Below are 26,886 nucleotides of genomic sequence, written 5' to 3'. Positions count from 1 at the left end.
TCTTTTTTTAGTAAGTTTGCAGTTCCGTCTAATTATAATATATGGCATTAGTAACAGCTAAAGAGATTTCACAAGTAATTGGTTTACAGAAGTTTGGTTTTTTAGGAACTTTTATTGGGTGGATTCTATTAAGGATACTTCGTATTTCTGCAATCAATAGAATCTACGCTAAGAATAAAAATAAAAAAGATTTAAATTTTTTAAATAGTATTTTAGATGATTGCGATATCAAATTTGAAATTCCGGAAGAAGATTTAAAGAGAATTCCAAAAGATGGTCCTTTTATTACGGTGTCTAACCATCCTTTAGGCGGTATAGATGGTGTTTTATTACTAAAGCTACTCATCGAAAAAAGAGCAGATTACAAAATTATAGCTAATTTTTTACTACACAGAGTTGAGCCTTTAAAGCCTTTTGTGATGCCTGTAAATCCTTTTGAATCAAGAAAGGATGCTAAATCTAGTGTAGCTGGTATTAAAAATGCATTATTACATTTAAGAGAAGGGAACCCTTTGGGAATTTTTCCTGCAGGAGAAGTATCTACTTATAAAGATGGAAAGTTAAATGTAGATAAACCTTGGGAAGAAGGTGCGGTTAGGTTTATTAAAAAGGCGAATGTGCCTGTAATTCCTATTTATTTTCATGCAAAAAACAGTCGTCTATTTTATTTTTTATCAAAAATATCAGATACTTTAAGAACTGCAAAATTACCATCTGAAGTAATATCTCAAGGAGGTAAAGTTATAAAGGTAAGGATAGGGAAACCAATTTCGGTTAAAGATCAAGATGAGTTTAAAGAGATTTCTGATTTTTCAGAATTTATCAGAAAGAAAACTTATATGTTGGCAAACCCTTTTGAGAAAGCCCATAAGCTACTTTCTACTCAAAATATCAAAATAAAAAAAACAGCAAAAAAAATAACACCTCAAAGAAATACAAGTTTATTTGTTAAAGAAATAGATGTTTTAAGAAGAGGGGATGGTAGATTATTAGAAAGCAAAAATTACGAAGTGTTTTTTGCAAGTGCCAAAGAAATACCTAATCTATTGCATGAAATTGGTAGATTAAGAGAAGTTACCTTTAGAGCCGTTGGTGAAGGAACCAATAAGGAAATAGATTTAGATAAGTTTGATAAATATTACCACCATTTGTTGCTGTGGGACAGAGAAGCAAACTGTTTGGCAGGAGCTTACAGAATGGGGCTTGGAAAAGATATTTATAAAAAATATGGTATTAATGGTTTCTATATTCAAACACTGTTTAGAATTGAGCCAGAATTATACCAAATGATGGACAATACCATAGAAATGGGTAGAGCTTTTATTATTGGCGAATATCAGCAAAAACCAATGCCTTTATTCTTATTATGGAAAGGAATTGTACATGTTACTTTACGTTATCCTGAGTACAAATATTTAATGGGTGGAGTTTCTATTAGCAATCAATTTTCAGATTTCTCAAAATCGTTAATGATAGAGTTTATGAAATCTCATTATTACGATCCGTATATCGCTCAGTACATTCATCCGAAGAAAGAGTACAAAGTAAAATTAAAAGATGGTGATAAAGATTTTGTGTTTGATGCTACAAAAGCAGATATGCAAAAATTCGATAAAATTATTGATGAAATAGAACCAGGAGCACTAAGAATTCCGGTGTTGATTAAAAAATACGTCAAACAAAATGCACGTTTGGTTGCGTTTAATGTAGATCCTAAATTTAACAATGCTGTAGACGGTTTAATGTATATTAAAGTGTCCGAAATTCCAGATAGTACAGTAAAACCTGTTATGGAAGAATTTCAGGCAGAGTTAGAGCGTAAAGCTACAGAATTACAGAATAAATAAAATTAAAAATGTTCTAATTAGGGCGTTACCCAAAAAGGGTTGGGCTTTACGTTACAAGTCCTCGGTCGTTCCTCCCTGTGGGCTTTTCACTGCAATCCCTAACGCGGGCTTGTTTGTAGAAATATGTTATGTCTTCTAATTTTATATTTAACTTCTTTAAGATGAATTTCTGTTGCTCGTTTCTAAAGAGTGACACATATAAAATTAGTATTTAAAAAAAAATGGTTTTCCTGCTTTAGAACAAGAAAACCAAAAGTTAATATAGTTTGTGAAATAGGTTATACACGCACATTACCATCGCCAATAATATAATACTTATTGGTTACTAATTTCTTTAATCCTAACGGACCTCTGTGGTGTAATTTGTCTGTACTTATTGCTAATTCTGCACCAACACCTAACTGACCACCATCTGTAAACCTCGTTGAAGAATTTTTGTAAACAGCAGCACAATCTACTTGTTGCATAAAATTATCAGCATTTTCATCATTGGTTGTCATTATTGCGGCAGAATGACCTCCAGAATATTTGTTAATCATTTCTGTTGCCTCGTCTAGATTTTCTACGGCACCAATACAACATTTTAAAGCTAAAAACTCTTCTTTCCAAACGCTTTCTTCCGGTATTAGAGTTTCATCAGATAATACTTCTTTTACTTTTTTATCAACTAAAATAGTAACCTTCTTTTCTTTTAAAACAATTTGTAGGTCTTTTAATTTAGACTCGTAATTTTCTATGTTTTTATTGATAAGGATTTTGTCTAATGCATTACATGCAGAAATTTTAGCAGTTTTTGCATTGATGATTACCGCTAATGTTTTGTTCCAGTCGGCACTTTCATCAACATAAATAAAGTTATTTCCTCTTCCGCTAATTAATACGGCACACGTTGCATGTTCTTTTACAAAACTAATTAAGCGTTCTCCTCCTCTTGGTACAATTAAATCTAATTGTTCTGTTGGGTTTCTTAAGAATTCTTGTGTTTCTGTTCTGTTCATTTGCAAGAACTTAATATAATCTTCACTTAGATTGTTTTCTGTTAATGCTTTGTGCCAAAAATCTACTAATATTTTATTACTATATAAGGCTTCTTTACCACCTTTTAATAAAATTCTATTGTTAGATTTAAAGGCTAAAACGGCAGCTTCTACAGTAACATCTGGTCTCGATTCATAGATGATCATGATAGTACCAAATGGAGCTGTTTTATTAGTTACTTTTAATCCGTTTTCTAAAGTAATATCACTAATAATTTGATTTACTGGGTCTTCTTGCGCTTTCACTTCATTGATGGCTTTTATCATTCCATCAATTTTTTGATCGTTTAAAATCAAACGGTCAAACATTGCCTGATCCTCTTTATTAAAAGCATCTAAATCTTTTTTATTTGCTTTTAATAAGGCTTCTCGATTTTTATCAAGAATCTTGGTCATGCTTGTTAGTACGTTATTTTTAATGGTTGTTTCTAATAATTTCATCTTGTAGATTTTAAAGTGCCACTTTTGTACCGACAGACTTTCCGTCAATAATATCAATAATGGTGTTATCTCTTTTTCCGTTTGCAATATAAGTTGGGATGTTGTTAGAGGCTGCTTCCTGTGCATAATCTAATTTAGAACCCATTCCGCCTCTACCTTCACCAGGTTTTTTATTGCTATCTTTTATATATTTATCTAAATCGTCACCCGGATTTACATTGGTAATTAAATTACTGCTTTCAGCTTCAGGGTGTCCTGTGTACAATCCGTCTATATCTGTTAGAATAATTAATTTATCAGCATTTATTAACTGTGCAATTAAACTAGCTAGCTCATCATTGTCTGAAAACATAGACATGGTAACAGAAACAGCATCGTCTTCATTTGCAATAGGAATTACACCTTCAGATAATAAACCTTCGCAGCAATTAATCATATTTTGTCTGTGTACGCCAGGAGAAAAATCTCTTTTTGTAGGTAAAACCTGCGCACATTTCATACCGTAATCATTAAAAAGGTTGTAATAATGACGCATCATTCTTGGTTGTCCAATTGCAGAGTAGACTTGCCTTCTTTGAGTTTCATTTTCAATACTAGATTCTCCTAGTATTTCTTTACCTGCAATTACAGATCCAGAAGAAACTAGAATACAAATAATTCCACGTTCATATAGTTCTGCAACTTGTTTAACTAAGCGTCTTAAAACAGGTCTAACAATTCTGTTATCTCTGTTTGTCATTACGTTGGTACCTACTTTAATTACTATTCTTTCTTTGTACATTTTAATGTTCTTTACCCATTTCTACAGCTCTGTTAAAAGCGGCAAAAGCGGCGTCTTTAATTAATTCATTTACATTATTATCTTCCATAGAATCTAAGGCAGCACGTGTAGTACCTCCTTTAGAAGCAACTTTTTCCATCCAAGAATTTGGAGATAAGTTAGATTGATTAAACAACTCGATAGCTCCAGTAAAAGTCTGACTTACCAAAACAGAAGAATCATTTTTAGAAAAGCCCATTTTTAATGCAGCCTCCATCATGCTTTGCATAAAATAGAATACATATGCAGGTCCACTACCAGAAATTCCTGTAGAAGCATCAATTAATTTTTCACTGGTTACTTCCATAGATTTACCAGTGGTGTCTAATAAACTTTCTACGGTTAATTTTTCTAACCTAGATACTTCTTCCGAAGTTACGTAAGACGTTAAGCCTTTACCAATTTGCGCTGGTAGATTAGGCATTGCTCTTACTATTTTGTTTAACCCAGAATATTTTTTTATGTTTTCTATATTAACACCAGCCATAATAGATACAATTACCTGACCCGGTTTTGTAAAGGGCTTTAATGCTTTAAATAAGTTTTCTGCGTGGTATGGTTTTACGGCAATAAAGATAATGTCTGCTTTTGGTACACAGTCTTCTAGTTCTTTAAAGGCATCAAAGTGAGATATGTTATTTAGTTCTTCTAGCTTTTCTGCAGACTTGTCTAAAACCATGATGTTTTTTTTCTTTAACAATTTAGATTTAGACATTCCTTGAGCGTACGTTAGCCCCATGTTTCCTGCGCCAATTACTAATATTTTCATTTTTTTGTGTTAAGTGTTACTATTATTTTTGTGTTTTATTTTGAGTATTATTTATGTAATGTCATTTGAATCTTTTGTGATACAAATCCGTTTTTCTTAAATAATTCGATCGCATCATTATTTTTATTAATGTTTAGAGATAGGTTTCCGTTGCAATATTTGGTAGCTTCTTTTATTAGTTTTGTAGCAATTTTTTGTTCTCTATATTCTTTATGAACTGCTAAGTAGGTAATAAGATTTTCAGATTGATATTCACTCATGCCTGTTTTATTAACTACAATTGCGCCTATTATTTTGTCTTTTTCTTCTATAACAAATGCATAACCACCTAGATTAGATGTTTCTTTGGCAGCATATAAAAGTGATTTACGAATAGCACTTTTGTCCTCTTTACAGTCGTCTTCTAAGTGCTTGTGTAAAAATTTTGAAATTTTATTAATATTTATGTAGGACATCCTCGTAAAGGCGTCAAAAGTTTTAATCATCATCATTATTTCTATTGATTTGATTTATCTAAAACGATAAAAAATGAAAAGCTAAAAAGCTTAAAAAAGAAGTTAAACGCTAGGAGCGTTTATTTAAAAAAAAGAGTGAGGAGGTATGAATTTTTTAGGTTGGTTTTTAAACACTAAAAAATTAAAGTTGAATATTCTAAAGTTACGCTGTTTGTGTATCCTTATTTTCATAATGCAAAGGTACAAAAAGCATATGCCTCTATCAAATTATATAGGTTTAATACCAAAATATCTTGTTTTATAGATTTATAAAGGTAAAAAAATGTAGTTGTCTAAATATTATGTGTCAATATTGTTAGCGGGACGTAAAATTGTTTTTTTTAAAGTGATAGATACATCCGAAGAAAATACCCCAAACAAATGATTGTGGTGCTTTTTTGTTGAATCCGATATCCATAACCTTTTATAAGTTATACTGTTTTCTTTAGGGGATGATCTCTTATTTGATTTTTGATAATTTTAAAGATTGTTGGTTTTTATTGGTTTTAGTTTTTACCTATTAATGTATTATACATAGTGATTGGTTTAAATTTTGTCTAACATAGTTATTAGTATTTAGGATTAAATACAAACGAGCCCAAAACCAAAGCATGACAAAAAAGCAGACTTTTTCATTTGGTACAGTTTTGGCAATTATCTCTAAAAATAAACAGTATGAAAACCTTTTTAAAAATTTTATTAACGGCTTTGGCAGTAATTGTCTTAGCTAATATTTTACCAGGTATTTCAGTAGCAGGTTATGTTGCGGCAATTATTGTAGCTGTGGTTATATCGTTACTAAATATGTTTGTAAGACCACTGTTAATCTTTTTTACATTACCTGCAACTATTGTCACTTTTGGCTTATTTATTTTTGTAATTAATGCGTGCATTATATTATTGGCAGATAAGTTAGTAGATGGTTTTGCTGTTTCCGGATTTTTTGCGGCTCTATTATTCAGTGTTTTACTGTCTGTTTTTAGATCGGCATTATTTTCATTATTAAAAGAGGATACCAAAACAATTCAAAACTAAATAACAATACTGAATTAGAAGTATTTAACATTTGTGCAATCAATTAAAATTATTAATTTTGCACTCGATTTTTCAAGATAAAAGAACAAGAAATGAATATTACAAAAGAAAGCATTGATGCGTTAAACGCAGTTGTAAAAGTAGATATCGTAGCAGAAGATTATCAAGCAAAAGTATCAAGTTTATTAACAGATTACCGTAAAAAGGCAGATGTTCCTGGTTTTAGAAAAGGACATGTACCAATGGGGATGATTAAAAAGCAGTATGGTAAATCTATTATGATAGATGAGGTGAACAAGCTTTTACAAGAGTCTTTAAATAAATTTATAGCAGAAGAAAAATTAGAAATGTTAGGTAATCCTTTACCTAGAATGACTGAAGATTTTAACTGGGATGCAGAGGAGTTTTCTTTTGAATTTGAATTAGGTTTAGCACCTGTTTTTGAGGTAGACTTAAAAGCTAAAGATAAAGTTACACAATACAATATTGTCGCAACAGAAGAATTACTTGATGAAGAAGTTAAGAACATTCAGACTCGTTACGGTAAAGTAAGTGCTATAGAAGAAGCTACTGAAGAATCTAATATTACAGGTACTTTTGTAAATGAAGAAAATGAAATCAACAAAAAATCAACTTTTATCGTAAAAGACTTAAATGGTGATGAGAACATCGCTAAATTAGTTGGCGCTAAAGTTGGTGACGTAGTTGAGTTAGGTACTAAAGATTTATTTGAAGATGCTCATAGATTAGAACACATTTTAGGTGTTTCTCATGATGTAATTCACGATTTAGATATTACGGTTTCTTTTACTGTAGAAGAAGTTACAAAAACAGAGCCAGCAGATTTAGACAAAGAATTGTTTGATAAATTATTTCCTGATGGAAGTGTAACTTCTGTAACTGAATTAAGAGAAAAAATTAAAGAAGACGCAGAAAAGCAATTTCAACAACAAGGAGATCAACAATTATTAAATGCTATTACAGAGTATTTAGTAGAAAGTACAAAGTTTGATTTACCAGCAGATTTCTTAAAGAAATGGTTAAGAACTGCAGGAGAAAAGCCTTTAACAGAAGAAGAAGCTACAGCTGAATTTGATAAATCAGAAAAAGGTTTACGTTATCAATTAATCGAAGGAAAGGTTATGAAAGATAATGATATCAAAATTGATTATACAGAATTGGTAGACTATGCAAAAGGATTTATCCGTACGCAAATGGCTCAATTTGGTAATACAAATCCAGAAGAAAAAGAATTGGATGATATTGCTGGTAGAATCTTACAAAACCAAGAAGAAGCTCAGAAATTACAATCTCAGTTAATTAGTAACAAGTTATTAACTTTTTACAAAGAGAACATGAGTTTTAAATCTAAAGAGCTTTCTTACGAAGACTTTATTAAAGAAGTATATAAATAACAGTAAGTTATTTATAGGTCACCTCGAGCACAGTCGAGAGGTTTTAAAATTATAAATAATTAAAAACCTGAATTGTTATATTCAGGTTTTTTTAGCGACAAACTGAAACAAAATAGTAAGAAATAGTTCTTATATTTACAATATTAAACTTAAAAAAGCATCAGAATAATGGATTACGGAAAAGAGTTCGAAAAATACGCAACAAAACATCACGGAATTAACAGCAACTATTATGGTAAAATTACAAGTAGTGTAACACCATATATTATGGAAGAGCGTCAAATGAACATTACGCAAATGGATGTTTTTTCTCGTTTAATGATGGATAGAATTATCTTTTTAGGAACAGGAATTAATGACCAAGTAGCAAATATTATTCAAGCACAATTATTGTTCTTAGAAAGTGTAGATGCTAATAAAGATATTTCAATTTATATCAATTCTCCAGGTGGAGGAGTGTATGCAGGTTTAGGTATTTATGACACTATGCAGTTTATAAAACCAGATGTAGCAACAATTTGTACAGGTATGGCAGCTTCTATGGGAGCCGTTTTAATGTGTGCAGGAGCAGCAGGTAAACGTTCTGCATTACCACACTCTAGAGTTATGATTCACCAACCTTTAGGTGGTGCACAAGGTCAGGCTTCAGATATCGAAATTACTGCAAGAGAAATTATAAAGTTAAAAGGAGAGTTGTATGATATTATTGCAAACCACTCTGGTCAAACTGTAGAAAAAGTACACAACGATTCTGATAGAGATTATTGGATGAAAGCAGATGAAGCAAAAGCGTACGGAATGATTGACGAAGTTTTAGCAAGAAAAAAGTAATTTTTTAAGCTATTAGCCTTTTGCAATTACCCATTTGCAAAAGATAGATTTTTAAAGCATACAGCTAAATGCCTAAAGCAAATAGCCAAAGCGAAAAGCGAAATATAATGTCGAAAGAAGAAAATTTAGAATGTTCGTTTTGCGGACGAAAAAAAGCAGAAACAGACTTGTTAATAGCAGGTATGGATGCTCATATTTGCGATAAATGTATAGAGCAAGCGCACGGAATTGTAGAAGAAGAAATTACTGAAGCAAAATCTAGCGACTTATCTAAAGATTTAACGCTTAGAAAGCCTTTGCAAATTAAAGAGTTTTTAGATCAATATATTATTGGTCAATTAGAAACTAAAAGAGCAATGGCCGTAGCGGTTTATAATCATTACAAAAGATTATTACAAACCAAAGACGATAAAGACGATGTAGAAATAGAGAAATCTAACATTGTTTTAGTTGGAGAAACCGGAACCGGAAAAACCTTAGTAGCAAAAACAATTGCAAGAATGCTAAACGTTCCTTTTGCTATAGTAGATGCCACTGTTTTAACGCAAGCTGGTTATGTTGGTGAAGATGTAGAAAGTATTTTAAGTAAATTATTACAAGCTGCAGATTACGACGTAGAAAAAGCGCAAAGAGGTATTATTTTTATCGATGAAATCGATAAAATTGCTCGTAAAGGAGATAATCCATCTATTACAAGAGATGTTTCTGGAGAAGGAGTACAACAAGCTTTATTAAAATTATTAGAAGGTACGGTTGTAAATGTTGCTCCAAAAGGAGGTAGAAAACATCCGGAGCAGAAATTTATAGAAGTAGACACTAAAGAGATTTTATTTATTGCAGGTGGTGCATTTTCAGGAATCGAAAGATACATTAGCAAGCGTTTAAATATGCAAGCTGTAGGTTTTGGAGCTTCTTTAGATGATGATAAAGTAGATGAAGACAACTTGTTACAATATATTATTCCTTCAGATTTAAAAGCTTTTGGTTTAATTCCAGAGATTATTGGGCGTTTACCAGTTTTAAGCTATATGAATCCTTTAGATGCTACTACGTTAAGAGCAATTTTAACAGAGCCTAAAAATGCTATTATTAAGCAATATTCTAAGTTGTTTACAATGGATGATGTGGAGTTTACGATAGAAGAAGAAGCTTTAAATTACATTGTAGAAAAAGCGGTAGAATATAAATTAGGCGCAAGAGGATTACGTTCTTTATGTGAAGCAATTTTTACAGATGCAATGTTCGATTTACCAAGTTCTAATGAAAAAGAACTAAATGTAACTAAAGAGTATGCAGAAGCAAAATTATCTAATTCTACCTTAAAGAAATTAAAGGCAGCTTCTTAATTTATTTTGGGCGTTACCACAAGGGTCAGGCTTTTGCACTCGCTTTTTTTGTAGAAAAACAAAAAAGAGCTCAAACAATTGCGCAATCCTTAACGCGTATCGCAAACTAAAAAAGGAAGTTTGTAAAAACAATTTTTTAAAATTTATACAAACCTCAAAGGTTTTTAAAACCTTTGAGGTTTTATTTTGTTAGAACTTTTTATAATAGAAAAAATAACGTTCTAATTATTATCTTTGTCATCACTTTCCAATAAAACCAATAAATGATATTAAGAAGTACCATAGACCGCATTTTCGAAACAGCTAGAGTAGAAGAGGTTATTGGCGAATTTGTTGTGCTTAAAAAAGCAGGAAGTAACTTTAAAGGTTTAAGTCCGTTTACAGACGAAAAATCACCTTCTTTTATGGTGTCTCCAGTAAAACAAATCTGGAAAGATTTTTCTACCGGAAAAGGAGGGAATTCTGTTTCCTTTTTAATGGAGCATGAACATTACACCTATCCAGAAGCATTAAGGTGGCTAGCCAAAAAGTACAATATAGAAATTGAAGAAGCAGAGCAATCATCCGAAGAAAAAGCTCAGATGAATGAACGAGAAAGTATGTATTTGGTTTCAACCTTTGCCAAAGACTATTTTCATGAGTTAATGCTTACTTCAAATAAAGGAAAAGCAATAGGATTATCTTACTTTAAAGAACGTGGTTTTACAGACGAAACCATTAAAAGGTTCGAGTTAGGATATTGTATGGACGAGTGGGATAATTTTACAAATGCTGCTTTAAAAAAAGGCTACGATTTAAAGTTTTTAGCATCCACAGGACTTACAATTGTAAAAGAGAACAAACAATTCGACCGTTTTAAAGGACGTGTAATGTTTCCGATACATTCTATGTCGGGACGTATTTTAGGTTTTGGAGGACGTATTTTAACAGCCGATAAAAAAGCTGCTAAATATTTAAATTCACCAGAAAGTGATATTTACCATAAGAGTAAAATTCTATACGGATTATACCAAGCAAAGAAGGAAATCGCCAAACAAGACAATTGTTTCTTAGTAGAAGGATATACAGATGTAATCTCTTTTAATCAATCTGGCGTAGAAAATGTGGTAGCATCTTCTGGTACTGCGTTAACACCAGATCAAATTAGATTAATAAATAGATTAACAAAAAATATTACTGTACTTTTTGATGGTGATGCAGCCGGAATTAGAGCATCCATTCGTGGTATCGATTTAATTCTAGAGCAAGGAATGAACGTAAAAGTAGTTCAGTTTCCGGATGGTGAAGATCCAGATAGTTTTGCAAAAGCCAATTCAAATGCAGAATTAGCAGCTTATTTAGAGGATTCTGCACAAGATTTTATCAACTTTAAAGTATCCCTTTTATTAAAAGATTCTAACAACGATCCTATAAAAAAAGCAGGTGTAATTAGAGATATTGTAACAAGTATCGCTAAAATTCCAGATGGTATTCAGCGAGAAGTATACGTACAAGAATGTTCTAGAATTATGGATATTTCAGAACGGGTACTTTTTAGTGAGTTAGCGCAGTTGTTAAAAAAGGGGATGCAAGAAAAAAGCAAATCTAGCAGACAGTTAAACAATCCTCAGCAAAACCCAAATGAGCCTCCACCAGATTTTGCTAGTGGACAAGAACAAACTAAAATGGGCTTGGTTAAAGGTGGTGTAGTTGCTAACCAGAAAATAGATCAACTTTCTATTTTAGAAAATGAGATTATTAAAATTTTACTTTTATATGGAAATGAAGAAGTAGAGTTTACAGAAGAGGTGATAAATGTAGATGATGCAGGTAGAGAGAAAATAGATACAAGGAAATATGAAAATACGGTTTCTGCAGAAATTTATGTGCATTTGCATGAAGATGAAATAGAATTTTCTAACGTACTTTTTCAAGAAATTTATACCGAAATTATTCATCAGTTAAATCAATTAGAAAAATTAGATATTGATGGTTTAATTAATCATAAAAACACGGAGATATCTACCATTGTAACTTCTATTTTAATGGAAAAAGAAAATCCTAATAGACAATTAAGTAATTGGGAAGGGCAAAACATAGAGGTGAAGTCTGCTTTAGAGGTTTTAGCCAAAGATGTGAACGATGTTGTGTATAATTTAAGACGAGTTTTAATAGGAGAAAAGATAGATGAATTGATGAGTGAGGCTGTAGCAAACCAAGGCGCACCAATAGATTTAGAGGTTATTAGGAATTATACAAACCTGAAAATGAGGCTCTTTGAAAAGTTGAATAGAGTTGTTTAATATTATTAAATTGTAAAATCGGGTGTTTATCCCTATAGTCTTAAATTATAATCAAATAGATTTTTTGTATATTGCATTCGCAAAAAGAAAACCCTCAGTATTATGAAAAGATTATTACAATTTTTAAGAATTATTCAATTATTCCTATTATTACCATTTGAAATTTCATCAGGATCTAAGAAAAGAGCGTATTTAAAGATTAAAAAAATGATGGTTGCAGCAAATTTGCTGTAATGATAAAATTATAAATAGAAAAGCCTTAATTTAATAGAATTAAGGCTTTTTTTATGTTTTTATTTCATTTCATTTGGAATTTCACAAATAGGAATTGGCAACATTTTGTGTTGGTTAATGCTATTTAATCTTGTGTAAATTTTAAAAACTTCTAGATCTCTTCCAGAAAAATCATTTTCAGATTTTCCTTTTTCTTGCATCACCATGGCCCATTCTAACTCATCATAAGAAGCACCTATTTGATCTTCATCTGTTCTGCTGTCCCCAAATAAACCGTCTGTTGGTTGTGCTTTTTGTATAGAGTTTGGCACTTCTAAAAACTCAGATAATGCATATACTTCAGATTTCATTAAATCTGCAATAGGACTTACATCTACACCACCATCACCATATTTGGTGTAAAAACCAACACCAAAATCTTCTACTTTATTACCTGTTCCGGCTACTAAAGAGCTATGTAAACCTGCTAAATAGTATAATGTTGTCATTCTAAGTCTTGCTCTTGTATTCGCTAAAGACAAATCTACTTTTGCAGAAGGGGCTACATTTGGTACTACATTTTTAAAATCTTCGAAAGTAGAAGTTAAATCTACGCAAACATCAGAAACATTGTCAAAATTATTTTTTAATTGTGTAATATGCTCTTGTGCTCTACTAACCTGAATTGGAGATTGATGAATTGGCATTTCTACACATAAAGTAGGTAAACCAGTTTTAGCACATAAAGTTGAGGTAAGGGCAGAGTCTATACCGCCAGAAACTCCAACTACAAATCCTTTTACTTTTGCATTCTCAGCATAATCTTTTAGCCATTTTATAATGTATTCGGCAACCTTTTCAGTCTTCATTGATAAACTATTTTAGTATTTTTAGCGTTCTTAAATCTAATGACTAAGGTACAAAGAATATGAGATTTTATTTTATGATTTTAATGGTTTTATGTGTGTTTTTTTCGTGTTCTGATAAAAAAAACACTCAAATTGATGTTTCTACAGTAAATATTGATTTTACCACAAAAAGATACGAAGTTGATTTTTATAATTCAACAGCAAATACATTACCAGCACTTAAAAATAAATATCCTTATTTATTTCCAAAATCATTTTCAGATAGTTTGGCAATTTCAAAAATAGCCGATAAGGATGAGCAAGAGTTATTTTTAGAGACTCAAAAGTTATATGCAGATATTTCTCCCTTAGAATCTCAATTAACCTCTCTTTTTAAGCATGTTAAATATTACAATACCAATTTTAAAGCGCCCGATGTCGTTACTATGGTTTCTAACATAGATTATAATAGTAGGGTAATTTACGCAGATAGTTTATTGTTTATTTCTTTGGATGTGTACTTAGGGAAAACACATAGGTTTTATGCAGATTATCCAAAATACATCAAAGAAAACAATACCAAAGAAAATATAGTTGTTGATGTAGCAAATTCTATGATAAAAAAGCAATTCGTAGCATTATCTAATAGAAGTTTTTTATCAAAAATGATTCATGAAGGAAAGAAATTGTATGCATTAGATTTGTATTTACCAGAAGTTTCAGATCAATTTAAAATTGGGTATTCAAGTGAAAAGTTAGATTGGGCTATTGCCAATGAAGAAAATATTTGGAAATATTTTGTAGAAAGAAAGTTACTATTTAGCACAGAAACAGCCTTGAATAAAAGGTTTTTAGACAATGCTCCCTTTTCTAAATTTTATTTACAGAATGATAATGATTCCCCAGGTAGAATTGGTGCGTGGTTAGGGTGGCAGATTGTGAAGTCTTTTATGCAAAATAATGATGTATCTTTGCAAGAATTATTAATGATTGATTTTGAAGAATTATTCCAAAAATCAAATTACAAGCCTAAAAGATAATGTCAATAAAACATAATTCACAAATTAATTTTGAAATTGGTTTAGATGAAAACAAAGTTCCAGAAGAAATTTACTGGACAGCAAAAGATGGTGGTATAGATAATGAAGAATCTAAAGCCATTATGATTTCTGTTTGGGATCATAAGAAAAAAGATACTTTACGAATGGATCTATGGACAAAAGAGATGCCTGTAGATGAAATGAAGCAGTTTTATCATCAGACATTAGTATCTATGGCAGATTCATTTGAACGTGCAACCGATGATCAAAAAATGAGTGCTACTATGCGTGACTTTTGTGATTATTTTGCAGAGAAACTAGAGCTGAAATAAATACTACTTATTATTTAAAAGAATAAAGGTTGTCCATGTTAATTGGACAACCTTTTTTTGTTCTAATAAGTACTAGTATTAAGTAAATGGTTAGTATTTCTAGTTTAAAAGGATACAGTCTATTTTTGTTGACAAGTACCTTTTCATGGTAGTATTTACATTATCTCATTTTTATTTCTGACAAAGATTTAATCGGTACAACAATCGTTTTTGCCCACAAATCTCCAACTCTTTGATTTAATTCTGTATTTTTAATTGTTACAATTCCAACCAATCCAAAAAATAACATATCAATTGGGTCAAGCAAATGTCTTTTAAAAGATTCTTTAAAAGTTAACTTTCGGTTTGTTCCGCTTTTCGGAATTGGTTTTAGTCCAACTAAATAATTTCCAGCTGTTGCTCCGAAACCAACTTCAAGCCCAACAGTCATAATCAGCCAAAAAACTATTGGTATTAATCCGGGTAAACCATTTAATGAATATCCACCTGCATCATTCGGTTCTCCAAGTGTGAAAACTAAAAAGAAAGTTACTCCAAAAATTATTATATAATCTACTATTCCAGCAGCAAATCGATTTCCAATATTCGGTTCAGTTTTAATTTCAGTGGTTAAGTTTGTTTCATTCATTGGTTTTGTAAAATATATGGTGGTTAAATATATACTTGCTAGTCTAATATCTTGCTTATTCTTATAAAGAGTTCTTGCTTTAGAATGCTAGATATCTACAAAAAAAAAGAGACTACCTAAGTAGCCTCTTTTTTATATATGATAGATTTATTAATTATTCATCAATTCTTTCTACCTCACCTATTGCATCAATAGGTTTAATTTCTACCCTTCTGTTTAATTGTCTTCCACCTGCATTCTCATTAGAGAATTTAGGTCTAGACTCTCCATAACCTACTGGTTTTAGTCTATCACTTGATATACCTCTCTTAATCATGTATTTTCTAACACTTTCAGTTCTTCTTTGAGATAAGTACAAGTTGTATCTGTCACTATTTCTATCATCTGTATGACCTTCAATTACGAATTTTACATCTGGTATTTTTTTCATCAATGTAATAATTTGATCAATAGTACTATAAGAAATTAATTTAATATCATCCTTATTAGTATCAAAATAAATACTAGTTGCTAACAATCCAATTTGTTGCGTAATGTTAACAGGAGCTACTGCTTCTTGTTTAGGACAACCTCTATTTTCTACTGGACCTGGAGTATTAGGACATAAATCTTTTGCATCCATTACACCGTCTCCGTCTGTATCTATATTTAAAGGACAACCTTCATTTGATAATGGTCCATATTCCAAAGGACATTTATCTTTGTAATCTGGTAAACCATCTCCGTCTGTATCTACAGCCTGACCGTTACCATATACCATTGCACCTTTTGGTGTGTTTGGCTCTACATCTAATTCATCCATTACACCATCGTTATCTGTATCAACAATTTTAAATTGTGCTCCAGGAGCTTCTTCAGCAGCCCATATAATGTATTCTTTTTTCTTTCCTAATTTAAAAACCACACCTAAACTAGTAACAAAAAAGCTTTCCCAAGTTTGTTTATCAGAAACAGCTGCATCTAAATGATCTTCATTATTAAAATACATTCCTGTTCTAAACTCAAGATCTAATCTTCTACTTATTTTTCTTTTCACACCTAGTTGTGCAGATAAAAAGATAGAACTTGCTTCATTTACACTATTTCTATCAGCGTTGTAACCAAAGTCAACTAAAAGTTCATCTGGTGTTGCTCCTGTTGGATCCATTTTATAAAGAGCAGAATCATATTGATGATATCCAACTCCAAAATATCCAGCAGCATGCCATTTAGTAGACTCTCTTTTAAACATATTTGTTAAACTTACAATTAAATTTAACTCAGCACCGTAAGATCGACCTTCAAAGCGTAAGTCAGCATCACTAATTTTATTATCTGGTGATACATACCTAACGGAATATCCGTTTGAGAAAGATTGTACTCCTCCAGACATTTTAGTATAGGTAGCTTTAAGTTCTAAACCTAATATTGGGTTGAACATTTTATCTACATAAATATAACCACCGAAATTCCAATAATTAGAGTCATCAGCAACTGCAATAGAACGTAAATCTCCATGCATGATAAAATTACTAAAACCACCACCAATTGCCCAGGTGTTATTGTCTTTAATAATGTCCTTACCTTTTACTTCGGTACTGTCTGTGTTTATGATGTTTTTTTCGGTAGATTGACCGAATGATTGAGCTACAATAGTACTGCTCAATAGAATAAATAGTATAATTCTCCTCATTTTAATTTGATTTTTTGTTTTAAATATTACAGGGGAATGATTCCCGCAAAAATATATATTTTTTTTTAGAATTGCTTTATTTTGTTAACAATGTTCTTGTAATCATCTTGATTATTAAGAAAATCCATATCTGAAACGTCTATTACTTGTAAATTTAAACTTTTTTCGGTCTTAATAAAATTTCTGTAGCCATTATGAATCTGTTTTAGGTAATCTGGTTCAATTTTTTGCTCATAAGCTCTTCCTCTTTTTTTTATATTTTCTAAAAGGCGTTCTGTATTCTGAAATAAATAGATATATAAATCTGGTTTTGTTATTTCTTTGTACATTAAATCAAACATTTTTCTGTATAATAAATACTCTTCTTTTTGTAATGTTACTTGTGCAAAAATTAAAGATTTAAAAATATAGTAATCTGATATAATGAAGCTCTTAAATAAGTCGAACTGCGCTAAATCATCGCTTAATTGTTGATATCTATCTGCCAAAAAACTCATTTCTAAAGGAAATGCATATCGTTCTTTATCTTCGTAAAATTTAGGGAGAAAAGGGTTGTCTGCAAAACGTTCTAGTACCATTTTGGCATTAAATTCGTTAGAGAGTAAGTTGGCTAAAGTTGTTTTACCAGCTCCAATGTTCCCCTCAATAGCAATATAATTATACTTTTCTGAAATAGGAATAGGTCTTTCTAAAATTTCATTTAATTTCTGAATTTCTGATGAATCATCACAACCTTGTAAACAAACTGCAATTTCTTTTTTTTCTACAGGATGAATTGTAGATGCAGCTATTTCTGCCAATGGAAGCATTACAAATTTTCGCTGTAACATTTTAGAATGGGGTACTATCAATGCTTTAGACAAGATTATTTCATTATCGAATAATAAAACATCGATGTCTATATTTCTGTTTTGATATCCTTCTATAGCACTGCGTTGTCTTCCTAATTTATTCTCTATTTTTAATAAAGAATCTATTAAAATTTCTGGTTCTAAATTAGTAACTACTTTTATACAAATATTAAAAAAATCGTCTCCATCAAATCCCCAAGCCGGAGTTTTGTATATAGATGATATTTTTTGAATACCTCCAATGCCATCATCTATCAAATTGATAGCATTTTGTAGGTTCTCAAGTTTATTTCCTTGGTTTGTTCCTAAAGATAAATATGTAATATGTTGTAAATTCATTGTCGAGTGCAAAGAAAATAAAAGCATTCTATAAATACCCTATAAACCAAAAAAATCGCCAAAATTAATTGGCGATTTTTAATATCAATTAAAAAAAGAAATTATTCTTCTTTTCTTGGTTCTCTAGGTTTTCTGTCATCACGTCCGCGATTATCTCTGCTTCTGTTATCACGTCCACCAGAACGTTTATCATCTCTAGGTGGTCTTTCTACAAAACCTTCTGGTTTTGGTAAAATAGCTTTTCTAGAAACTTTTTCCTTACGTGTTCTTGGGTCTAAACCAAAGTATTTTACATCTAAAATATCTCCCATCTTAACAACATCAGAAACATTATCTGTACGTTCCCAAGCTAATTCACTTACGTGTAGTAAAACTTCGTTACCAGGAGCTTCAGTATATTCTACAACAGCACCAAAATCTAACATTTTGATAACTTTTACTTCGTATACAGAACCTTTTTCTGGTTTAAATAACATAGACTCAATCTTAGCAATAACTGCTTCGATTCCTTCTGGTTTAGTACCTAAAATTTCAATAATTCCTTCTTCTGTTACAGGATCTTCAGTAATTACAATTGTAGTTTCTGTTTCTTTCTGTAATTCTTGAATGTTTTTACCTCCTGGTCCAATAAATGCACCAATTAATTCATTAGGTATTCTTCTATTAACCATTTTAGGTGCATGTGCTTTAACTTCTATGTTAGCACCTGCAATTGTATCTGTTATTTTTCCTAAAATATGTAAACGACCTTCACGAGCTTGTTTTAGTGCATTCACTAAAATCTCATATCCTAATCCTTTTACTTTAATATCCATTTGACAAGCAGTAATTCCTTCTGAAGTACCAGTTACTTTAAAGTCCATATCTCCTAAGTGATCTTCATCACCTAAAATATCAGATAAAACTGCGTAACGATCTCCATCAGAAATTAATCCCATTGCAATACCAGAAACTGGTCTTATCATTTGAACACCTGCATCCATTAACGCCATTGTACCAGCACAAACAGTTGCCATAGAAGAAGAACCGTTAGATTCTAATACTTCAGATACTACTCTTACTGTATAAGGACAGTCTGCAGGAATCATTCCTTTTAAACCACGTTGTGCTAAGTTACCATGACCAACTTCTCTACGAGATGTTCCTCTTAATGGTCTAGCTTCACCTGTACAAAAAGGAGGGAAGTTATAGTGTAAATAGAAGTTCTCTTCACCTTCATAAGATGGCATATCTATTTTCATTGCATCTCTAGATGTTCCTAAAGTTACAGTTGCTAAAGCTTGAGTTTCTCCACGAGTAAAGATAGAAGAACCATGCACAGATGGTAAATAATCTACTTCACACCAAATAGGTCTAATTTCGTCTGTTTTTCTTCCATCTAAACGTAAACCTTCAGATAAAGTTAATTCTCTAACAGCTACTTTTTGAGATTTGTTGAAGTATTTACTAACTAAATCTCCATAATCTGCTAATTCTTCTTCGGTAAAAGAAGCTTTTAATTCTTCTTTTACTTCAGCAAATGCAGTTGTACGTTCTACTTTAGATGTTCCTTTTTTAGCGATAGCATAACATTTGTCGTAACAAAAGTCATTTATTTTTGCTGCTAATTCTTCATCTTCTCTTTCTCCTTGGTATATTCTAGTTTCTTTCTTACCGAAAGCTTCTGCTAATTTTACTTGAGCAGCACACTGAATTTTAATAGCTTCATGTGCAAATTTAATTGCTTCTGCCATTTCTTCTTCAGAAATTTCATCCATTTCACCTTCAACCATCATTACAGAATCTGCAGAAGCTCCAATCATCATATCGATGTCAGATTCTGCTAATTGTGCTCTGTTTGGGTTGATTACAAATTGTCCGTTGATACGACCAACTCTTGCTTCAGAGATAGGGCATTCGAAAGGGAAATCTGATAATTGAATAGCTGCTGATGCTGCTAAACCTGCTAATGCATCTGGCATAACGTCATCATCATGAGACATTAATTGGATCATTACTTGTACTTCTGCGTGATAATCTTTTGGGAATAAAGGACGTAAAACACGGTCTACTAGACGCATTGTTAATACTTCTCCATCACTTGGTCTTGCTTCTCTTTTAAAGAAACCACCTGGATATCTACCTGCAGCTGCAAATTTTTCTCTATAATCTACTGTAAGTGGTAAAAAATCAACGTCAGATTGTTTGTAGTTAGAAACTACAGTACATAATAACATTGCTTTACCCATTTGAACAACAACAGAACCGTGTGCTTGTTTTGCTAATTTACCGGTTTCTAATGAGATAGTTCTTCCATCTCCAAGGTCTATAACCTCTCTAAATACTTTTGGAATCATAAATTTTAATTCTAAATTTTTAATTTGTTTGTTGTTGCGTTGTTGTACGTTGTTGCAATGGAAATTCAAAAATGCTGTTACTATTTTTGATTTTTTTTCCTGCCTTTGCAGGAATGAGGCTAATTAATTTAACCTTTTTTATATAGATTCTGTTTGTTAGTCAGAATTTAATACTTTTTTCTATTCTCGGTTTAGTGAGAATCATTTTTTACGATTCTAAAGGAATGCTTTAAAATTTAAAAACAAAAAAGAGGAACGTTTATAGCCCCTCTTTTCTATAAGAATTATTTTCTAATTCCTAATTCTGCAATAATTGCACGATATCTTAAAATATCAGATTTCTTTAGATAATCTAATAAACTTCTACGCTTACCAACTAACATTACTAATGAACGCTCTGTGTTATAATCTTTACGATTATTTTTTAAGTGTCCAGTTAAATGGTTAATTCTGTGTGTAAACAATGCAATTTGACCTTCTGAAGAACCAGTATCGTTTTTTCCTTTACCGTGTTTTTCGAAGATGCTTTCTTTTACTTCTTTAGTTAAATACATTCCAATATTATTTAAATGATTATTATGTATATCAATGATATTTTCATTGAAGCTGCAAATATATGACTATTTTTTTAATTTGAGATAGTAAAATATATACATTATTTAGCTCTTTGTAATATGTATAACAATCTGTTTAAAGGTTTAAAACTAAGATGTTACTTGGTTTTAAACCTTTAATAAAGAAGTTTTAAATTATGCTCTAACAGGTATATTCTGTATTAAGTCGATATATAAATTAATCTGTTTTTTTAAGTTCTTACGCTCGTAGATAGCATCTAAGAAACCATGTTCTAAAACAAATTCTGATCTTTGGAAACCTTCTGGCAAATCTTTACCTGTAGTATCTTTTACAACTCTTGGTCCTGCAAATGCAATTAATGCATTTGGTTCTGCAATGTTAATATCTCCTAACATAGCATAAGATGCAGTGGTACCACCTGTTGTTGGGTCTGTACATAAAGAAATGTATGGAATGTTAACTTCTGCTAATTGTGCTAATTTTGCAGATGTTTTTACCAATTGCATTAATGAAAGTGATGCTTCCATCATTCTTGCTCCTCCAGATTTAGAGATCATTAAAAATGGAATTTTGTTTTTAATAGAGTAATCGATAGCTCTTGCTATTTTTTCTCCTACTACAGATCCCATAGATCCACCAATAAAAGCAAAATCCATGGCTGCAATTACAATCTCTTTTCCTAAAGACAATCCTACGGCTGTTCTAACAGCGTCGTTTAATTTTGTTTTTTCTTGAGCAGCTTTTAATCTATCTGGATATTTTTTTGTGTCTTCAAATTTTAAAGGATCTTTAGAAGTAAGGTTTGCGTCTAATTCTTTAAATTTATTTTCATCAAAAAATAATTCGAAATATTCTTTACTACCTATTCTTACATGGTAACCATCTTCTGGACTTACATATAAGTTTCTTTTTAATTCTTCTGTATCTATTATTTTTCCACTAGGTGTTTTGTACCATAACCCTTTTGGAGTGTCTTTTTTATCTTCTGTAGAAGTCTGTATTCCTTTATCCGTTCTTTTAAACCAAGCCATACTAGTTGTTGTGTTTTAGGTTGTTTCTAAATTTATGTAAAAAAAATTAGAACCGCAAATGTAAAAGTTTTTTATTAAAAGTATCCTTTTTGATCTCTAAACTCATAAAAAAAGCACTTTGATTTTAATCAAAGTGCTTTTTAAAAGTATTTTATAGATTGCTTTTATAAAGTATCTACGTTGTTTAAGTCAGAAAATGCTTGTTTTAAACGTGTAATGAAAGTTGCTTCACCTTCACGTAACCATTTTCTTGGATCGTAATATTTTTTGTTTGGAGATTCAGGACCATCAGGGCTTCCAATTTGAGATTTTAAATAATCTGCTTTTTCCCCCATATAATCTCTAATTCCGCTCATAAAAGCATATTGCATATCTGTATCAATGTTCATTTTAATAACACCGTAACCAATAGCTTCTCTAATTTCTTCTAATGTAGAACCAGATCCTCCGTGAAATACAAAATCGATATGATTTTCTTCAACACCATATTTCTTAGTAATAAATTCTTGAGAATTTTTTAAGATTTTTGGAGTTAATTTTACGTTTCCTGGTTTATAAACACCATGAACGTTACCAAAAGCTGCAGCAATTGTAAATTTATCACTTACTTTAGAAAGCTCTTCATAAGCATAAGCAACTTCTTCTGGTTGTGTGTATAATTTAGACTCATCAACATCACTGTTGTCAACACCGTCTTCTTCACCACCTGTAATACCTAATTCAATTTCTAAAGTCATACCCATTTTACTCATACGAGCTAAATATGTTTTACAAATCTCAATGTTTTCTTCTAAAGGCTCTTCAGATAAATCGATCATGTGAGAGCTATAAAGAGGTTTACCAGTTTCTTCGAAATGTTTTTCTGAAGCATCTAATAATCCGTCTATCCAAGGTAATAATTTTTTAGCACAGTGATCTGTATGTAAAATAACAGGCACTCCATAAGCAACTGCTAATTCATGTACATGTTTTGCACCAGCTATACCACCAGCAATGGCAGCTTTTTCACCTTCGTTAGATAAACCTTTTCCTGCATTAAATTGTGCACCACCATTAGAAAACTGAATAATTACAGGAGCATTTAAATCTCTTGCTGTTTCTAAAACACCGTTAATAGTGTTAGATCCAATAACGTTTACTGCTGGTAAAGCAAAACCTTTTTCTTTTGCAAAATTAAAAATAGCTTGAACTTCTGATCCAGTTGCAACACCTGGCTTTATATTATGACTCATGTTTGTATATTTTAATCATTAATTACTCATCAAAAGTACTAAAAATACAGCTGAATGTAAGCATAAAATAACGAAAACGTTATAGGTTTTATTCCTAATTTAGAAGGGATAGTTAATACCTATATTGTAAACAGCATTAGAAAAGTTGTAGTTTTTAAGCCATTTATTACCAGTTAAATAAGGTTCATAAGTTTTAAAACCAACATCTAAACGTAAAATTAAAAAGCTAAAATCTAATCTTGCTCCAAATCCGGTACCTACGGCAATATCTTTTAGAGATGATACATTATTGAATTTAGATTCTTCGTCAACAAATTCAGAACCAGTAATGTCCCAAATATTACCAGCGTCAATAAATAAAGCTCCTTTTAATTTGCTAACCACATCAAACCTGTATTCTGCACTGGTTAAAAACTTAAGGCTTCCTACATTGAACTCTAGACCGGTATTTCTGCTTCCGGGACCCAATTCATAAGTTTGCCAAGCTCTAATATCATTAGAACCTCCTGCAAAATAACTTTTTGTAAAAGGGATGTCAGAATTGTCATAAGGTATAATTGCACCTAAAAAAGTTCTAATCCCAAATACTGAATTACCGCCAACATCCCAAAATTTCTTATACTCTAAATCCGTTTTAAAGTACTGGGCTAGTGGTATGTTTGCAAGTGTTTTTTTGTTGTTTACATTTGTTTTGTTTGATAGTAACCCTAAGGCATTTCCAGAATTTGCAAGTCTTACTTTAAAGAATGAGAAATTATTATCATTAAAATTTGTTTGACTATTATATGTAAAAGAATAAGCTAGCACAGGAATTAAGAAATCGGATGTTATAATATTATATCGATTTAAAATATTTAAAGCATCGTTGTATTCGTCAGAATTTGTTGTTTTAAAACCAGTATCATTGGCAACCTTTCTCATAAAAGCCAATGCTTCTGGTACCTGATCATTTATATCCGTAGAAAGCGGATAGTTAGGATTGGTAGTAATATTATTAGCAGTATCATAAGTTTCAGCAACATCATCTAGATTCGAAAACTCCGAACTATAAATATCAAAATAACTACTAATGTTTAAGTTTTGAATATATTGTGTGTTTAAAATCTCTAATTGAATTGTTTTTTTTGCATTATACTGCCACTTATAATCAGATAAAAAAGTAAATGTTTGTCTGTCTAAACCTATATTTTTCTGAAAACTAGTTCCAATAGAAAACAAGGTTCTTGGTGACATTTCTTTAGGGACTAATTTATTTAATCCAAAAGGAGCAATAAGTCTTGGTATTTCTAAAGAGGCATCTGCACCAAACTCCCAACCAGGACCACTGTTTGAGTTAAAATAAGACCCTAAAAAAGATAATTTTAATAATTCTGCACCTCTAAATGCATTTCTATTTGTAATTGAAAACTTTGCAGAAGAACCAATTTCTCTAATGTTAGAATGTGTTATTTCTGTTTCTAGCCCTAAAGTGAATTTTTCTATAGGTGATAGCTTTACAAGCATTTTTAATTCATCGTCTGTTCCTGAAATTGGTATAAATTCTATATTGGTAGATTTAAAATTCTTAAGTGATTTTAAGTGATTTCTTGTTAAATTTCTTAAAGTGTCTTTGTAAATACTTCCTGGTTTTAAGAAAATGGATTGTGATAAATACTTTGGGTTGAATTTATTTCTACGATGTGCTAAAAATTGAATGCCTTCATAATTTATAGAATCTAAATAAGGCTCTCCTTTTCTTGTAAAAGAATAATCTGTATAAACACTTACTTCGGTTACCTTTTGTACTTGATAAGGTTTGTTTACATATTGACCTCGCTCTTCTTCTTTTAATTGACCGCCAGAGATTAAAAAATCTACATTTGTTTTGTTATCCGTTCTTGTAGAATCTACATAAAACCCTAAAGCAGATTCTGTAAAATTATAAATACCATTATTTCTAAAAAGTTTTAAAACTCTATTGGCTTCATTTCTAAAAACTTTGTCATTATATTGATTTCCTGTTTTTAAGAGAGATGGTGTGCTTGTGTTTTTATAAATAGAATCTAGCACTAAAGATTCTATTTTAAAATTGATACTATCTAATAGCGTTGGCTTCCCTTTGGTTATTTTATATGCTACAGTAGCTTTTTTACTAATTGAATCTCTATTGATTTCGGAGGTTACCTTCGATTTAAAATAACCTTGGTTTTTGTAATACGTTAATAAATTATTTTCGGTATTTTTTACTTTTCCCTCACTAACAATAACGGGGCCTTGGTAATTTAAAAACCATTTATTTAATCCAATAAAAGTTTTGGCGTATGCAATACTTTGTTTTTCAGAAAAAATATTTTTAATAAAATTATAAGAACGAAGATTTTTTTCTCCCCAGGTAGCAGGTGTTTTAGGTTTGTTGGGATCTCCTATATTATAAAAATACAAACCAACCGGTAAGTTTAAAAACTTTGGATTTGGTTTTTGTAGAATGTATTTTTGAATATCACTACTATTATTTTTCACACTATCTACATATATATAATTTTGAGTAAGCATGTGTTTTCCTTCCGCAACATTCTTTGTAGAATTACATGAAACAAAAAGGAGTAATAATAAAAGGGATAAAGAAAGTTTTTTCATTAATTTAGCAGTGCTATCAAATTCAAAAATAGTATTTTTCGGCGGTTTATTTCCAATTCCAATCAATTAATGAGTATCTCAAAAAATCAATTTAAATTAATAACAAGTTTATCTCAAAAAAAGTATAGACAAAAGCATAAATTATTTATAGCGGAAGGTATAAAAGTTGTGCAAGAAATCTTAAATTCTTCATTTGAACTTGAAACACTTTTTTGTACGGATGATTTTTCTTCGGATGTTTTAGAAGAAAAAATAGTTCGTGTTTCTGAAGCTGATTTGAAGAAAATCAGCAATTTAAAAACACCAAATAAGGCTTTAGGTATATTTAAAATACCTGACGAAAAACCTAATTCAAATAATGGCTTAACGGTGGCTTTAGATGCTATTAATGATCCAGGGAATTTAGGTACTATTATTCGTTTATGCGATTGGTTTGGTGTAGCTGAATTAATTTGCTCTAAAGATACTGTAGACTGTTATAATCAAAAAGTAGTGCAAGCAAGTATGGGGTCTTTAACTAGAATATCTATTCGTTATGTAGATTTAACTGAATATTTGTCTGAAACCCAAAAACCAACTTTTATAGCAGATATGGATGGTAAAAATGTGTACAAAACAAGTTTGCCAAAAGAAGGGGTTTTAATAATGGGAAATGAAGCAAATGGTGTTTCAGATACCATTAAAAAACTTATTACTCATAAAATTTCTATTCCAAGATTTGGAGATATTCAAGAAACTGAAAGTTTAAATGTAGCCACTGCAACAGCCATTCTATTGAGTGAATTTAAAAGAAGTTGTTAGTTGTATATTTTTTTGCAAAGGAGCTAAGTTTGCTCCTTTATTTTTAGTTACAAC

The 26,886-nt window shown here is 30.9% G+C and carries 23 protein-coding genes; 10 read left to right on the top strand and 13 right to left on the bottom strand.

Annotated elements, in window-relative coordinates; translation table 11 throughout:
- Positions 1–41: 41 nt before the first annotated feature.
- Positions 42–1,847: a GNAT family N-acyltransferase gene (locus WHD08_RS09450; protein ID WP_208891014.1), complete on the top strand. Its 1,806-nt coding sequence runs from the start codon at positions 42–44 to the stop codon at positions 1,845–1,847.
- 278 nt (positions 1,848–2,125) lie between these two features.
- On the opposite strand, the gene WHD08_RS09445 is transcribed toward WHD08_RS09450, so the two are convergent.
- Genes WHD08_RS09445 through WHD08_RS09430 form a run of 4 tightly spaced genes read right to left on the bottom strand, consistent with a single transcriptional unit; the run spans position 2,126 to position 5,369 of the window.
- Positions 2,126–3,325, bottom strand: a complete 1,200-nt coding sequence (locus WHD08_RS09445) for a glutamate-5-semialdehyde dehydrogenase (protein WP_208891015.1) — start codon at positions 3,323–3,325, stop codon at positions 2,126–2,128.
- A 10-nt stretch (positions 3,326–3,335) separates the two neighbouring features.
- Positions 3,336–4,106 (bottom strand): glutamate 5-kinase, encoded by a 771-nt coding sequence (gene proB / locus WHD08_RS09440; RefSeq protein ID WP_165733768.1) that lies wholly within the window; start codon positions 4,104–4,106, stop codon positions 3,336–3,338.
- Position 4,107: 1 nt separating this feature from the next.
- Positions 4,108–4,914, bottom strand: coding sequence for a pyrroline-5-carboxylate reductase (gene proC, locus WHD08_RS09435; protein WP_208891016.1), 807 nt, complete (start codon positions 4,912–4,914; stop codon positions 4,108–4,110).
- A 47-nt stretch (positions 4,915–4,961) separates the two neighbouring features.
- The gene (locus WHD08_RS09430; RefSeq protein ID WP_208891017.1) at positions 4,962–5,369 is read right to left on the bottom strand and encodes a GNAT family N-acetyltransferase; all 408 of its coding nucleotides are present in this window, start codon (positions 5,367–5,369) and stop codon (positions 4,962–4,964) included.
- A 714-nt stretch (positions 5,370–6,083) separates the two neighbouring features.
- Between WHD08_RS09430 and WHD08_RS09425 the strand changes: the two genes are divergently transcribed.
- The 6 genes from WHD08_RS09425 to WHD08_RS09400 all read left to right on the top strand — a co-directional run bounded on the left by WHD08_RS09425 (position 6,084) and on the right by WHD08_RS09400 (position 12,551).
- Positions 6,084–6,443 (top strand): phage holin family protein, encoded by a 360-nt coding sequence (locus WHD08_RS09425; protein ID WP_068449469.1) that lies wholly within the window; start codon positions 6,084–6,086, stop codon positions 6,441–6,443.
- Positions 6,444–6,535: 92 nt separating this feature from the next.
- On the top strand, positions 6,536–7,858 hold the full coding sequence (tig, locus tag WHD08_RS09420) for a trigger factor (protein WP_208891018.1): 1,323 nt from the start codon (positions 6,536–6,538) through the stop codon (positions 7,856–7,858).
- A gap of 168 nt (positions 7,859–8,026) precedes the next feature.
- On the top strand, positions 8,027–8,689 hold the full coding sequence (gene clpP / locus WHD08_RS09415) for an ATP-dependent Clp endopeptidase proteolytic subunit ClpP (RefSeq protein WP_165733763.1): 663 nt from the start codon (positions 8,027–8,029) through the stop codon (positions 8,687–8,689).
- A 107-nt stretch (positions 8,690–8,796) separates the two neighbouring features.
- Entirely contained in the window at positions 8,797–10,035 is a 1,239-nt protein-coding gene (gene clpX, locus WHD08_RS09410; RefSeq protein WP_208891019.1) for an ATP-dependent Clp protease ATP-binding subunit ClpX, read from the top strand.
- Positions 10,036–10,298: 263 nt separating this feature from the next.
- Positions 10,299–12,317 (top strand): DNA primase, encoded by a 2,019-nt coding sequence (dnaG, locus tag WHD08_RS09405; protein WP_208891020.1) that lies wholly within the window; start codon positions 10,299–10,301, stop codon positions 12,315–12,317.
- Positions 12,318–12,419: 102 nt separating this feature from the next.
- Positions 12,420–12,551, top strand: coding sequence for a hypothetical protein (locus WHD08_RS09400; protein WP_261971860.1), 132 nt, complete (start codon positions 12,420–12,422; stop codon positions 12,549–12,551).
- Positions 12,552–12,610: 59 nt separating this feature from the next.
- On the opposite strand, the gene nadE is transcribed toward WHD08_RS09400, so the two are convergent.
- Complete coding sequence (gene nadE / locus WHD08_RS09395; protein WP_208891021.1) at positions 12,611–13,399, bottom strand: NAD(+) synthase; 789 nt, start codon at positions 13,397–13,399, stop codon at positions 12,611–12,613.
- A gap of 59 nt (positions 13,400–13,458) precedes the next feature.
- Between nadE and gldB the strand changes: the two genes are divergently transcribed.
- Both gldB and gldC read left to right on the top strand, forming a co-directional pair.
- Complete coding sequence (gene gldB, locus WHD08_RS09390) at positions 13,459–14,418, top strand: gliding motility lipoprotein GldB (protein WP_208891022.1); 960 nt, start codon at positions 13,459–13,461, stop codon at positions 14,416–14,418.
- Entirely contained in the window at positions 14,418–14,750 is a 333-nt protein-coding gene (gene gldC, locus WHD08_RS09385) for a gliding motility protein GldC (protein WP_165733758.1), read from the top strand. Before gldB ends, gldC begins: the two co-directional genes overlap by 1 nt.
- A 160-nt stretch (positions 14,751–14,910) precedes the next feature.
- On the opposite strand, the gene WHD08_RS09380 is transcribed toward gldC, so the two are convergent.
- The 8 genes from WHD08_RS09380 to WHD08_RS09345 all read right to left on the bottom strand — a co-directional run bounded on the left by WHD08_RS09380 (position 14,911) and on the right by WHD08_RS09345 (position 26,031).
- Positions 14,911–15,378, bottom strand: coding sequence for an RDD family protein (locus WHD08_RS09380; protein ID WP_208891023.1), 468 nt, complete (start codon positions 15,376–15,378; stop codon positions 14,911–14,913).
- Positions 15,379–15,532: 154 nt separating this feature from the next.
- Positions 15,533–17,050 (bottom strand): OmpA family protein, encoded by a 1,518-nt coding sequence (locus tag WHD08_RS09375; protein ID WP_208891024.1) that lies wholly within the window; start codon positions 17,048–17,050, stop codon positions 15,533–15,535.
- Positions 17,051–17,115: 65 nt separating this feature from the next.
- Positions 17,116–18,240, bottom strand: a complete 1,125-nt coding sequence (folK, locus tag WHD08_RS09370; RefSeq protein ID WP_208891025.1) for a 2-amino-4-hydroxy-6-hydroxymethyldihydropteridine diphosphokinase — start codon at positions 18,238–18,240, stop codon at positions 17,116–17,118.
- A gap of 101 nt (positions 18,241–18,341) precedes the next feature.
- Complete coding sequence (locus WHD08_RS09365; RefSeq protein ID WP_208891026.1) at positions 18,342–20,576, bottom strand: polyribonucleotide nucleotidyltransferase; 2,235 nt, start codon at positions 20,574–20,576, stop codon at positions 18,342–18,344.
- A 284-nt stretch (positions 20,577–20,860) separates the two neighbouring features.
- Positions 20,861–21,130 (bottom strand): 30S ribosomal protein S15, encoded by a 270-nt coding sequence (gene rpsO, locus WHD08_RS09360; RefSeq protein WP_068449458.1) that lies wholly within the window; start codon positions 21,128–21,130, stop codon positions 20,861–20,863.
- A gap of 195 nt (positions 21,131–21,325) precedes the next feature.
- Positions 21,326–22,183 carry an acetyl-CoA carboxylase, carboxyltransferase subunit beta gene (gene accD, locus WHD08_RS09355; protein ID WP_165733754.1) on the bottom strand — a complete coding sequence of 286 codons (858 nt, stop codon included), beginning with the start codon at positions 22,181–22,183 and terminating at the stop codon, positions 21,326–21,328.
- 164 nt (positions 22,184–22,347) lie between these two features.
- On the bottom strand, positions 22,348–23,415 hold the full coding sequence (fbaA, locus tag WHD08_RS09350; protein WP_208891027.1) for a class II fructose-bisphosphate aldolase: 1,068 nt from the start codon (positions 23,413–23,415) through the stop codon (positions 22,348–22,350).
- 99 nt (positions 23,416–23,514) lie between these two features.
- Positions 23,515–26,031 (bottom strand): BamA/TamA family outer membrane protein, encoded by a 2,517-nt coding sequence (locus WHD08_RS09345; protein ID WP_208891028.1) that lies wholly within the window; start codon positions 26,029–26,031, stop codon positions 23,515–23,517.
- Between the two features lie 69 nt (positions 26,032–26,100).
- Here WHD08_RS09345 and WHD08_RS09340 point away from each other — a divergent pair, with 69 nt between their 5' ends.
- Positions 26,101–26,832: a TrmH family RNA methyltransferase gene (locus WHD08_RS09340; RefSeq protein ID WP_208891029.1), complete on the top strand. Its 732-nt coding sequence runs from the start codon at positions 26,101–26,103 to the stop codon at positions 26,830–26,832.
- Positions 26,833–26,886 lie beyond the last annotated feature (54 nt).

The sequence above is a fragment of the Polaribacter sejongensis genome, assembly GCF_038024065.1.
GTDB lineage: Bacteria > Bacteroidota > Bacteroidia > Flavobacteriales > Flavobacteriaceae > Polaribacter > Polaribacter sejongensis.
This window is presented reverse-complemented; position numbering and strand designations above follow the sequence as displayed.